We start from the raw sequence: 12,749 nt of genomic DNA on the forward strand, positions 1-12,749 counted from the left end.
GGACGCCGACGGCCGGTGGCGGCCGACGGCGGCCACCGGTCCGGGCCGCCGTGTCTGCGGCGGACCGCCTCCTCCGCCCCGGGCCGCCCCCACGTCGTACGCGCCGCACGCGTCGCCGTGGGGCGGTCGGGCGCCGACCGGCCCGCGCGGCCGGCACCGCCCGCTCGGCCCGGCCATCCGTCGATCCCGTTCTGTCCTGGAGGTCTCCCGTGCGCGTAGCACTGCTCACCGAGGGTGTGCGCCCGCGCTCCCCGCGTGGCGCCGGCGGCTGGTGCGACCGGCTGGTGGACGGACTGCGCGAGCACGACTTCGCGTGGTACGTCCTCGCCGGGACGGCCGGGGGAGCGGGCGCGGCCGACGCGGAGGACACGGCCAGGACCCCGGTCCACGAACTCGCCCTCTGGGGCCGCCGCCCGGCCGGACGCGCGCCCGGCACCCTGCGCGGCCGCCAGTACGCCGCCGCCTACGACCGGCTGGTCCGGTCCCTGCTGCGCCCCGGCGAACGGTCCGGCTTCGGCCCAGGCCTCTACCGGCTCGCCGAACTCGCCCGCGCCGACGGAGCGCTGCCCGCCTTCCTGGTCTCCGACCGGGCCCGGCGCGTCCTGGAGCGGGTCTGGCGCTCGCCCGGCGCCGACACCTCCGCCGGCCGGCCCCTGGTCTGCGACGTCCTGGTCGCCGCCGACCTGCTCGAACAGTGCCTGCGGCCGCTCTCCGCGCCCTGGTACGGCACCGCGCCCGGCGGCCTCGGCGCCGCCGACCTCTGCCACGTCGTCGGCGGCGGCCCGGCCGCGCTGCCCGCGCTGGTCGCCAAGCAGCTGCACGGGGTGCCGTTCGTGGTCACCGAGCACGGACTGCACCTGCGCGAGCAGTACCTCGGCTACCGCGAGGCCCCCTACCGCTGGCCGGTCCGGGCCCTGCTGCTGGCCTTCTTCCGGGCGCTCACCGAGGAGACCTACCGGCAGGCCGCGATACTGACCCCGGGCAGCGCCCACGACCAGCAGTGGCAGCGCCGCTGCGGGGCCGATCCGGCGCGCACCCGGGTCGTGTACGAGGGCACCCCGGCCGTCGAGCGGCCCGCCGCCGGCCCCGAACCGGTCGTCCCCACCCTGGTCTGGGCCGGGGCGCTGGAGCCGGGCCGCGACCCCGAACTCGCGCTGCACGCCTTCGCCCGGGTCCGCGCCGAACTGCCCGCCGCGCGCCTGGTCCTGCACGGGGAGGAGGCCGTCCCCGGCTACCGGGCGCACTGCGCGGCCGTCGCCGAACGGCTCGGGGTGGCCGACGCGGTCGAGTTCGCCGGGCGGCCGCGCTCGGTCGCCGAGGCCTGGGCGGACGGCACCGTGGTGGTCTTCTCCGCCCTCTCCCAGCGGCGGCCCCGCCTGCTGGCCGACGCGATGCTGAGCGGCCGCGCGGTGGTCAGCACCGATGTCGGGGTGGCGCGCGAGGTGGTCGGCCCGACCGGGCTGCTGGTGCCGCCGCGCGACCCGCAGGCCCTGGCCGGCGCCTGTCTCGCCCTGCTGCGCGACGGCGAGCGCCGCGCCCGGCTCGGGCTGGCGGGCCGCCTGCGGGCGCAGGAACGCTTCGCCGTCGAGCCGGTGACGGGTGCCTTCCGGGAGATCTACCTGGAGCTGGTCTCGCAGTGGCCGGCCTTCCCGGCCGCCGCGCCCGACGCCGGCGCGGGCCCGCGGCCCCGGCCGTTCGCCCGGCCCGCCGAGTACTGGATCACCGACCGCCGCCGCAGCGCGCCGCCGGAGGCCGCCCCGGCCGCTGACGCCGCCGTGACGGCGGAGCCGGTGCCGGCCGACGGCACCGGCGGCAACGGCGGCAACGGCACCGACCGCACCGACCGCACCGGCAGCAGCGACACCGACCTCACCGACCGCACCGACGAGGGCGGCACCGCCGACCGGGCGGACGGCGCCGCCGCCGTGGTGGCGCTGTCGCGGGGGCGGCTGCCGGCGGCCGGCGAGGCGCCGGACCGGTCCGGGTCGTTCGCGGAGGCGGTCTGATGGCGGGCGGCGGGGGAGCGGCGGCCGTCGGGCTCGCGGACGGGTCCGGTGACCCGGTCCGGGAGGTGATGGCCGAGCACCGGGTGCTCTGCGAACGCGCCGCGGACCCGCTGGAGATCGCCGCCGGGCTGGCGGAGGCCGGGCTGGGACCGGCCGCCGCCGCCCGGTGCCGGCACGTCGACCTGTTCTCGCTCGCCGAGGAGCTGTACGCCCGGGTGCCGCGCCGGCCGCCCTCGGCGGAGCCGGCCGGGCCCGCCGGGGGCCGGCCGCGGCGGGGCGGGGCGGTGCTGCGGACGGCGGGGCTGGCCGTGCTCCCGTGCGCGGCGGCGGTCGCGCTCGGCGGGGGCCGACCCGTCCTGCTGGCCGCGGCCGTCCCGCTGGTCCTGGTCCCGGCCGCCGCCGGCACGGCCGGAGCGGGCGGTGCGGCGGCCGCGCCGTGGGCCGGTCCGGGCCCCGGGGAGGGGCCGGAGGCCGAGCTGGGCCCGGTCGCGCCCGCCGTGCCGACCCCGCCCGCCGGGGCCCGCCGCTGGTGGGACCCGGCCGCGCGGGGGGCCGGGCTGGCCGCCCTGCTGCTGGTGCCGCTGGCCGTGACGGCCGACGGGCCGGAGCAGCGGCGGGTGACGGCCGCGCTGGTGCTGGCGGCGGCGCTGTCCACCGGGTCCGCGGAGTGGGCGGCCCGGTGGTACCGGCAGGTCGGCCGGGGGCATCTGGGGGAGGCGGCGACGCTGGCCGAGTTCAGGTCCCGGATGCGGCCGGTGCTCCCGGTGGCGCTGGCGCTGCACCTGGCGGTGCTGGCCGTGCTGAGTTTCGCGGCGCTGGCCGTGCTGACCGCGCTCGCGCCGCGCCCGGGCCCGGGGCACGGCGGCGGGCTGCTGCACCTGGCGGCCGAGCGTGCCGGGCCCGCGCAGTGGGCGGCGCAGGGTGTGCTCGGCCTGCTGCTGGTGCTGCCCGTGCTGCTGGCGCGCTGCGGCCGTCCCGCGGCGGCCGCGCTGGGCGCGCTGGCCGGAGCGGCGGGCACGGCGGCGCCGCCCGCGCCGTCCGCCGGACTGCTCGGCGGCGGCGCCGTGGCGCTGGCCCTGCTGCTCCACGCGTGGCCGGTGCTGGGCCGCCCCGATGCGCACCGCTGACCGCCGCCCGGGCGACGGCGCCCGGGGGCTGTCGGACGGCCCCTCGAACTCCCGCTTTCCCGTTGTTCACTCGGACCTGCCAGACCGTGCCCGGTCTGGCTTCGTGGAAGGACGCCCCCCGATGAGGGTGCTGCTGCTGGGCGCCGACGGCTTCATCGGCCGTCGGGTCACCGATCGCCTGCTCGTGGATCCGGAACTGCAGGTGACGGTACTCGGCCGGCGTGACTCCGCCGACATCCGTTTCGATCTGACCACCGGCAGTCCCGGGGCGCTGGCCCGGTTCCTGGACGCGGTCGCGCCGCAGGTGGTGATCAACTGCGCGGGAGCCACCTACGGCAGTTCGCGGACGCTGATCAGGGCCAACACGCTCGCCGTGGCGACCGTCTGCGAGGGGATCCGGCGCAGCCGGGAGCCGGCCCGGCTGGTGCACGTCGGTTCGGCGGCCGAGTACGGGCCGGTCCCGGGCGGGGTGCCGGTGTCGGAGAGCGCCGAGCCCCGGCCGGTGGGCCCGTACGGGGTGTCGAAGCTGGCCGGGACGGAGCTGGTGCTGGCCTCCGGGCTGGACGCCGCGGTGCTGCGGGTGTTCGACGTGGTCGGGCCGGGGGCGCCGACGGCCTCGCTGTTCGGGCGGCTGGCGGAGGGGCTGCGGCGGGCGCTGGAGCGCGAGGAGTCCCAGGTGCGGATGCCGGACCTGTCCGGATACCGGGACTTCGTGGATGTCAGGGATGTCGCGCGGGCGATCCAGGCGGCCGCGGTCTCGGCCGCGACCGGGGTGATCAACATCGGCAGCGGGCATGCCGTCCGGGCCCGGGAGGCGGCCCAGCTGCTGGTCCGGGCGTCCGGCTTCGAGGGGGCGGTGCTGGAGGAGAACCGGCAGGTCGTGCTGCCCGCGCAGGCCGGCGGCCCGGTCGAGCACGTGCCGGGGCACGTGCCCGCGCACCATCTGCCCGGCCACCGGCCGGCGGAGCCCCGCCCGGGCGAGGGGCGGGCGCCCGCGGGGGAGCCGGTGCCGTGGCGGCAGGCGGACGTACGGACGGCCCGGGACCGTCTCGGCTGGCGGACACAGGTGCCGCTGGAGGAGTCGCTGGGGGACGTCTGGCTGGAGACGGCCTGCCGGGTCTGAGCCGGAGGCGCCGCCGCGGCCCGGGCGGGTACGGGCCGCGGCGGCACCGGGAACCCGCTGCTTCCGGGTCCCGGGGCGGTCCGCGGCGACCGTTCCGGGGCCCGGTGCGTGGTCCCACCATCCGGTGCGGCCCGTCTCGTCCTTCGGACGGGCTGTCTCGGAATACCGGGGCGGCGTGACACTGTTGGCCTAGCAGAGCCACCGAGGTGGCGGAGCAACAAGCCCCAAGAGGTTGGCCCCGGCCACCCGAACCGACGAGCAACGGAGAACCCGTGTCGCTGCCACCCCTGGTCGAGCCGGCCGACGAGCTCACCGTCGACGAGGTCCGCAGGTACTCCCGCCACCTGATCATCCCCGACGTGGGCATGGCCGGGCAGAAGCGGCTGAAGAACGCCAAGGTGCTGTGTGTCGGCGCCGGCGGTCTGGGCTCGCCCGCGCTGATGTACCTGGCCGCGGCCGGCGTCGGGACGCTGGGGATCGTCGAGTTCGACGTCGTCGACGAGTCGAACCTGCAGCGGCAGATCATCCACGGCCAGTCGGACATCGGCCGCTCGAAGGGCGAGTCGGCGCGGGACTCCGTCAAGGAGATCAACCCGTACGTCGAGGTGATCCTGCACGACGAGCGCCTCGACAACTCCAACGTCATGGAGATCTTCTCCGGCTACGACCTGATCGTGGACGGCACCGACAACTTCGCCACCCGCTACCTGGTGAACGACGCCGCGGTGCTGCTCGGCAAGCCGTACGTGTGGGGCTCGATCTACCGCTTCGACGGCCAGGCGAGCGTGTTCTGGGCCGAGCACGGCCCCTGCTACCGCTGCCTCTACCCGGAGGCGCCGCCGCCGGGCATGGTCCCCTCCTGCGCCGAGGGCGGCGTGCTGGGCGTGCTGTGCGCGTCGATCGGCTCGATCCAGGTCACCGAGGCGATCAAGCTGCTGGCCGGGGTCGGCGACCCGCTGGTCGGCCGGCTGATGATCTACGACGCCCTGGAGATGAACTACCGCCAGGTGAAGGTCCGCAAGGACCCGAACTGCGCGCTCTGCGGCGAGAACCCGACCGTCACCGAGCTCATCGACTACGAGGCCTTCTGCGGCGTCGTGTCGGAGGAGGCGCAGGCCGCGGCCGCCGGTTCGACGATCACCTCGAAGCAGCTCAAGCAGTGGCAGGACGACCAGGAGGACATCTTCCTGATCGACGTCCGCGAGCCCGGCGAGTACGAGATCGTCAGCATCCCCGGCGCGGTGCTGATCCCGAAGAACGAGTTCCTGATGGGCAACGCGCTGGAGCAGCTGCCGCAGGACAAGAAGATCGTGCTGCACTGCAAGTCGGGCGTCCGCTCGGCCGAGGTGCTGGCCGTGGTGAAGTCGGCGGGCTTCTCCAACGCCGTCCACCTGGGCGGCGGCGTGCTCGGCTGGGTGAACCAGATCGAGCCGCACAAGCCGGTCTACTGATCGCACTGCGCATGACCGACCACCGGGAAGGGCCCGCTCCGGCGGGCCCTTCCCGCGTCCGGGGCCCCTTGCGCGCGTGCGGGGACGGTTTCTAGAGCGCGCCCTTGCGCTGGAGCACGTTGTAGGAGATCCAGCCCGGCACCACCGGCAGCCAGAAGGTGAGCGCCCGGTAGAGGAAGACCGCCGGGGTGGCGACCGCGGCCGGCACGTCGGCGACGGTGAGCGCGCCGATCAGGGCGACCTCGACCGGGCCGATGCCGCCGGGGGTGGGGATGGCCGAGCCGGCCGCGTTGGCGGTCAGGAAGACCACCGCGACCGCCGAGAAGGAGATCGAGCCGCCGAAGGCCTGCACCGAGGCGTCCAGGCAGGCGGTGAACGACAGCGTCAGCAGCAGGATGCCGCCGAAGCCGGTGACCAGCTTGCTGGGCGTCTGCATGAGGTCGAGCATCCGCGGCACCACACCGAAGAACAGCGAGCGCAGCCGGTTCAGCACGAACCGCCGCAGCGGGGCGACCGCCGCCACCACCAGCGCCAGCACGGCCGCGCTCAGCACGCCGATGATCACCGCGCGGGAGGCGGAGAGGTCGCCGTTGGTCTGGCTGCCGGTGATCAGGCCGAAGCTGAACAGCAGCAGCAGGTGCCCGGTCAGGCCGGCCAGCTGGGAGGCGCCGACCGAGGCGACCGCCTGGCCGGAGCGGATGCCCGCCTTCTGCAGGTAGCGGGTGTTCAGCGCGATGCCGCCGATCGCGGCCGGGGCGACCAGCTTCACGAAGGAACCGGCGATCTGGGCGGCCACGGTCCGGCGGAACGGCAGCTTCTCCGGGACGAAGCCGGTCAGGCTCATCGCCGCGGCCACGTAGGAGAAGCTCGCCGCGGCGAGCGCCACCGCCGCCCAGGCCCAGTCCATCTGGGAGAGCTTCAGCTGCGCCGGCTTGACCGTGGTCAGCGTCAGATAGGCGGCGAAGGTGAACGCGATCACCATGATCAGGGTCTTCGGCTTGAGCCGCTCCAGCCTGGCCGGCTCCATCGGCGCCTCGGGCGCGATCTGCAGGATCTGGCCGCGGATCCGGCTGAGCAGGTCCTCGCCGGCGACCGCGATGTCCTCCTCGGCCTGCTCCTGGGTGCGCTCGCCGGCGGCGACCTGCTCCAGGGCCTTGGCCTGGGCGGCGGTCTTGCGCTCCTTGCCGAGCTTCTTCAGGTCGACCCGGGTCGAGCGGCTCATCCCGACCGGCTGGAGCAGCGGCAGCGCCTGGGCGACCCGCTCGGCGCCGAGCACCGCGTTGGCGGTGGCGACCGTGCGCTCCGGGCCGATCCGCAGCGCGAAGGTGGTGAGCAGCTGGGCGACGTCGATGCGCAGGGTGAGGTCGGTGGCCGCGATGTCGCCGCCGGAGAGGTTGACCAGGCAGGCCGTCTTCCCGTCGACCACCAGCAGCGACTCGCCGGTGAGCCGGCGGTGCGCGATCCGGCGTTCGTGCAGGGCGGCGACCGACTCCCAGAGCGAGGCCATCACCCGGTCGGTCACCTCCTCGTCGGCGAGCTCGTCCAGGGTGCGGCCCTCGACGTTCTCGTAGACCAGGATCGCGGCGTCCGGGCCCAGCTCGGAGGTGGCGACCAGCTGCGGGGCGCGGGCGCCGGAGGCGGCGGCCGCGTACGCGATCAGGGCCTCCTGCTCCAGCGCCTGGCGCAGCGACTGCGGGCTGCGCCGGACGGCCACCGAACGCAGCCGCAGCCGGCGCCAGGCCCGGTAGAAGAAGCCGGAGGCCTGCTGTTCGCGGTCGACGATGTGGACGTCCAGCGGCGGACCGCTCTGCTGGGCGACCAGGTAGCGGCGGGTGCCGCCGGGGGCGTCGTGGGCGCGGTGGGCGCTGGCCGGGGTGAAGCCGACCTTGCGCAGGCCGATCATCAGGTGCTGCCCGGTGGGCCGGATGTTCGGCGAGCCGATCGTGTAGAGGGTGCCGTAGGCGACGGACCAGCCGATCAGCACGGTGAGCAGCAGGGACAGCGGGGTGGTGTAGCCGCCGAGCAGTTCGGTGATGCCGCTGAAGACGACCACCACCCACAGGGCGACCCGCCAGCGCGGTCTGCTCGACATGCCGACCGCCGTCATGTAGGCGATCACCGGGGCGAGGTAGCCGTGCACCGGATCGGTCAGGGTGCCGACGGAGTCCAGCGGGAAGCGGGTCAGCGCGTCCCGGATGTGGTCGGAGGCGCCCTCGGCCACCCACCAGTCGATGCCCAGCGAGACGCCGTAGGCCAGGACGGAGGCGAGCACGCCGTCGGCGACCCGTAGCCCGTCCCGTTTGATCAGCCGCTCGACCGCGAAGGCGAGCGGTACGGCCAGCACCGCGACGTTGGAGACCAGGCCGGTGATGGTGGACAGCACGGGGGAGAAGCGGGGCGCGTTCTCGGCGATGTCGATCTCGATGCCGGTGGTGGTCGAGGTCGCCACACCGGCGAGCACGAACACCGCGACGATGCCGAAGACGCCGGCCAGGAAGCGGATGAGGTCCGAGGGGCGGTGCGCGCGGGCGGCGAGCAGCGGTTCGTCGACATCCAGGTGCGGGGCGTCGTCCAGCGGATCGTGCTCGGGGCGCGGGGCCGGGGCCTGCGTGCCGTCGGTCACGGTGCCCGGCGCGGGCTCGGCCGCGGGGGGCTGGCTGGGTACGGCGGCGGGTGTCCCGGTCGTGGGGCCGGCCTGCTCGGGGCTCTTGATCGTCCGGTCCTTGATCAGGGAGACTGCCGGGGACGGCGCGGCGGCGGGCTGCCCGCCGCGACCTGCGGGCATGCTGTCGGAGGACTCGTCGGAGCCCTCGTCCACACCCACGTCAGCCGTCCCGGTCATCTGGTCTTGTCCTCGTATCACCACTCACCGCCCCGAAGATGGTGGCATGCCTCGGCGCCCCGCGCTGGACAGGGGCCGGATCGGGCGCGGCGGATCGTTCGCACGGGCCCCGCCGTCCGGCCGGATGCGGAAGAATGCCGCAGGTGACGGACGCCCCCGACGAGGCCGGCCACGGTGAGCTGCCTCCCTTCGCCGAACTCGTGCTCGACCTGACCGAGCGGATTCCACCCGGCCGGGTGATGACCTACGGGGACATCGCCGAGTACCTCGGCCAGGGCGGGCCCCGGCAGGTCGGCCGGGTGATGGCGCTGTACGGCGGCGCCGTCCCCTGGTGGCGGGTGGTCCGCGCCGACGGCCGGCTGCTGCCCGGCCACGAGCACCGCGCCCTGGGCCACTACGGCGACGAGGGCACCCCGCTGCGGGAGCTCGCCGACCCGCCCCGGGTCGACCTGCGGCGCGCCCGCTGGGACGGCGACGCTTAGCGTCCTCGCCTCCAGGGGGCCGGGCCCGGATCGGGCGGAATCACGTGCGCGGACGGGAATGACGGGGCAGGATCGTAGGCTCGATGTACGACGGGCCCCTCGACGGGGCCCGCCCGCAGTTGCCCGAGCACGACCCCCAGGACGTCCGTGAGCTCCCCCTACCGTCTGGTGCGCAGCCCCCTCGTACCGCCCGTACCGCCCGAACTCGACGCCTACCAGCGCGCCGTGGTCGAGCACACGGGCGGTCCGCTGCTGGTGCTCGCCGGGCCGGGCACGGGCAAGACCACGACGCTGGTCGAGGCCGTCGCCCGGCGGATCGAGAACGGCACCGACCCCGAGCGGATCCTCGTCCTCACCTTCAGCCGCAAGGCCGCCGTGGAGCTGCGCGACCGGATGGCCGGGCGGCTCTCCGCGACCGCCGCCGGTGCCCGCGCCGCCGCCCCGCAGGCCACCACCTTCCACTCCTTCTGCTACGCCCTGCTCCGCGCCCACCAGGACCCGGCCGAGTACGCCGAGCCGCTGCGGCTGCTCTCCGGCCCCGAGCAGGACGTCATGGTCCGCGAGCTGCTCGCCGGCGGCGCCGAGGACGCCCGGCGCGGCCGCTCCCGGATCGCCTGGCCGCTCGACCTGCGCGCCTGCCTGACCACCCGGGGCTTCGCCGACGAGGTCCGCGCCGTGCTCGCCCGCAGCCGCGAGCTCGGGCTGGGCGAGGCCGAGCTGGCCCGCTTCGCCGAGGGCGTGCGGCGCCCCGACTGGGCCGCCGCCGCGCACTTCCTCGCCGACTACCTCGACGTCCTCGACCTGCGCGGCGTCCTCGACTACGCCGAGCTGGTGCACCGCGCGGTGCTGCTCGCCGAGCGCCCCGAGGTCGAGCGGAGCCTGCGCGAGCGCTACGACGCGGTCTTCGTCGACGAGTACCAGGACACCGACCCGGCCCAGGTCCGGCTGCTGCGGCGGCTGGCCGGCGGCGGGCGCGAGCTGGTCGCCGTCGGGGACCCGGACCAGTCCATCTACGCGTTCCGGGGCGCCGACATCAACGGCATCCTGGAGTTCCCGCAGACCTTCCGGCACGCCGACGGCCGCCCCGCCGAGGTCAAGGTGCTGCGGGTGTCCCGCCGCTCGGGCGCCGTGCTGCTGGCCGCCGCCCGCGAGCTCGCCCGGCGGATGCCGATGGGCCGGCTGCCCAGCGACAAGCTCGCCCAGCACCGAGCCCCGCTGCCCGCCCGGGAGGGCGGCCGGGTCGAGGTCCGCACCTACCCGACCCCCGGCGCCGAGCTGGACTCGGTCGCCGACCTGCTGCGCCGGGCCCATCTGGAGGACGGCGTGCCGTGGGGCGAGATGGCGGTGCTGGTCCGGGCCGGCGCCCGGTCCATCCCCGGGGTGCGGCGGGCGCTCGGCGCGGCCGGGGTGCCGCTGGAGATCGACGGCGACGACCTGCCGCTGCGCGAGGAGCCGGCCGTCGCCCAGCTGCTGCTGGCGCTGCGGGTCTGCGCCGAGCAGGCCGTCCGCGACCGCCGGGACGACGTCGGGGACGCCGAGGACGACGGGGGCGGTCCCGGCACGCCCGACCCGCTCACCACCGAACTCGCGCACGCCCTGCTCACCGGTCCGCTCGGCGGCCTGGACGGCGCCGACCTGCGCCGCCTCGGCCGCACCCTGCGCGAGGAGGAACGCGCCGCGCTGCGCGCCGAGGCCGCCGAGCGGGCCCGGGAGGCCGAGCGGGCCCGCGCCGCCGCCGCCGAGGACGAGGACGAGGACGAGGACGGGGGCGAGGCCGCCCCGGCCGCCGTTCCCGCCGCCGCCCCGGCCGCCGCCGTTCCCGCCGCCGTCCCCCGCCCGGCCGGCGAACTGCTCCGCGAGGCCCTCGCCGAACCCGAGCGCCTCGCCGTCCTGGACACTCCCTACGCCCGCCGCGCGTACGCCCTCGGCAGCCTGCTGCGCAAGGTCCGCGAGGCCCTCGCCGGCGGCTGCACCGCCGAGGACGCCCTCTGGCAGCTGTGGGAGGGCTCCCGCCGCTGGCGCGAACGCCTGGAACGCGCCGCCCTGCGCGGCGGCGCCGCCGGCCGCAACGCCGACCGGGACCTCGACGCCGTCTGCGCCCTCTTCGAGACCGCGGCCCGCGCCGAGGAGCAGGTCACCGGCCACCGCGGCGCCCTGGACCTGCTCGCCGAGCTGGAGGCCCAGGACATCGCCGCCGACACCCTCACCGTGCGGGCCGTGCGCCCCGAGGCGGTCCGGCTGATGACCGCCCACCGCGCCAAGGGCCTGGAGTGGCGGCTCGTCGTCGTCGCCGGCGTCCAGGACGGCCTCTGGCCCGACCTGCGCCGCCGCGGCTCCCTGCTGGAGGCCGACCGGATCGGCCGCGACGGCCTCGCCGAGCCCCTCACCCCCGCCGCCCTGCTCGCCGAGGAACGCCGCCTCTTCTACGTCGCCGCCACCCGGGCCAAGGACCGGCTGGTGGTCACCGCCGTCAAGGCCCCCGCCGACGACGGCGACCAGCCGTCCCGCTTCCTGCGCGAGCTCTACCGCGAGGAGGTCGACCCCAGGACCGGCCGGGTGCTGCGCCGCACCCCGGCCGTCACCGTCGAGGACGTCACCCACCGCCCGCGCCGCCCGCTCGCCGTGCCCGCGCTGGTCGCCGAACTGCGCGCGGTCACCGTCGACCCCGCCCGCTCGCCCGAGCTGCGCCGCGCCGCCGCCGAACGGCTCGCCACCCTCGCCCTCGCCACCGACGAGGAGGGCCGCCCGCTCGTCCCCGCCGCCCGCCCCGAGGCCTGGTGGGGCCTGGACGACCCCACCGCCGCCCCTGCCCCGCTGCGCGACGCCGCGCTGCCGGTGCGGCTGTCCGGCAGCGGCCTGGAACAGTTGGAGAGCTGCTCGCTCCAGTGGTTCCTGGACAAGGAGGTCAAGGCCCGGGGCACCTCCTCCGCCGCGCAGGGCTTCGGGAACGTCGTGCACGCCCTCGCCGACGAGGTCGGCTCCGGCCGCACCCCCGCCGACCTCGCCGTCCTGATGGAGCGCCTGGACACGGTGTGGGACGCGCTCGCCTTCGACGCGCCGTGGAAGTCCCACCAGGAGAAGTCCGAGGCCCGCGACGCCCTGGAGCGCTTCCTCACCTGGCACGTGATGTCCCGGGGCCGGGACGTCGTCGCCACCGAGCACGGCTTCGACGTCACCCTCGACGCCGGCGGCGTCCAGGTGCGGATCCGCGGCTCGATGGACCGGGTCGAGCAGGACGAGGCCGGCCGCGCCTACGTGGTCGACTTCAAGACCGGCAAGCAGACGCCCACCGACAAGTCCCTGCCCGACCACAAGCAGCTCGCCGTCTACCAGCTCGCCGTCCGCTCCGGCGCGCTCAACGGGCTGCCCGGCTTCGACGCGGCCACCGCCGCCGAGTCCGGCGGCGCCGAACTCGTCCAGCTCCGCAAGCCCGACAAGACCGTGCCCGAGGCGCCCAAGGTGCAGCGGCAGGATCCGCCCGACGGCGAGCCGTGGATCGAGAACCTGCTCGCCGACGCCGCCGGGCGGATCCTCGCCGAACGCTTCGTCCCGCAGACCGGCGGCGGCTGCGACCGCTGCACCTTCCGGCGCAGCTGCTCCGCCCAGCGCGAGGGCGTCCAGGTGGTCGAGTAGGGCCCGTCCTTCCAGCCCCGTGACCGGGGCGGCGGCCGCGCCGGGTGGCGCTCGCAACACGTGGCCGTCGCCACAGCGGCGCCCG

At 76.4% G+C, this 12,749-nt stretch carries 7 protein-coding genes; 6 read left to right on the plus strand and 1 reads right to left on the minus strand.

Going from position 1 to position 12,749, the window contains the following annotated elements:
* The first annotated feature begins 209 nt into the window (after positions 1-209).
* The 4 genes from ACW14Y_RS25220 to moeZ all read left to right on the plus strand — a co-directional run bounded on the left by ACW14Y_RS25220 (position 210) and on the right by moeZ (position 5,707).
* On the plus strand, positions 210-2,006 hold the full coding sequence (locus tag ACW14Y_RS25220; protein ID WP_456983599.1) for a DUF3492 domain-containing protein: 1,797 nt from the start codon (positions 210-212) through the stop codon (positions 2,004-2,006).
* On the plus strand, positions 2,006-3,133 hold the full coding sequence (locus ACW14Y_RS25225; protein ID WP_380437609.1) for a hypothetical protein: 1,128 nt from the start codon (positions 2,006-2,008) through the stop codon (positions 3,131-3,133). The genes ACW14Y_RS25220 and ACW14Y_RS25225 overlap by 1 nt, the downstream gene beginning before the upstream one ends.
* Before the next feature lie 121 nt (positions 3,134-3,254).
* On the plus strand, positions 3,255-4,256 hold the full coding sequence (locus ACW14Y_RS25230) for an NAD-dependent epimerase/dehydratase family protein (RefSeq protein ID WP_266271355.1): 1,002 nt from the start codon (positions 3,255-3,257) through the stop codon (positions 4,254-4,256).
* Positions 4,257-4,528: 272 nt separating this feature from the next.
* On the plus strand, positions 4,529-5,707 hold the full coding sequence (gene moeZ / locus ACW14Y_RS25235; RefSeq protein ID WP_380303208.1) for an adenylyltransferase/sulfurtransferase MoeZ: 1,179 nt from the start codon (positions 4,529-4,531) through the stop codon (positions 5,705-5,707).
* A 91-nt stretch (positions 5,708-5,798) separates the two neighbouring features.
* On the opposite strand, the gene ACW14Y_RS25240 is transcribed toward moeZ, so the two are convergent.
* Positions 5,799-8,549, minus strand: a complete 2,751-nt coding sequence (locus ACW14Y_RS25240; RefSeq protein ID WP_456983600.1) for a flippase-like domain-containing protein — start codon at positions 8,547-8,549, stop codon at positions 5,799-5,801.
* 134 nt (positions 8,550-8,683) lie between these two features.
* Between ACW14Y_RS25240 and ACW14Y_RS25245 the strand changes: the two genes are divergently transcribed.
* Together ACW14Y_RS25245 and ACW14Y_RS25250 are read left to right on the plus strand one after the other, a co-directional pair.
* Positions 8,684-9,031: an MGMT family protein gene (locus ACW14Y_RS25245; protein WP_340635681.1), complete on the plus strand. Its 348-nt coding sequence runs from the start codon at positions 8,684-8,686 to the stop codon at positions 9,029-9,031.
* Positions 9,032-9,178: 147 nt separating this feature from the next.
* Positions 9,179-12,664, plus strand: a complete 3,486-nt coding sequence (locus ACW14Y_RS25250; protein ID WP_456983601.1) for an ATP-dependent helicase — start codon at positions 9,179-9,181, stop codon at positions 12,662-12,664.
* The last annotated feature ends 85 nt before the right edge of the window (positions 12,665-12,749 follow it).

The organism is Kitasatospora sp. cg17-2 (assembly GCF_054031055.1).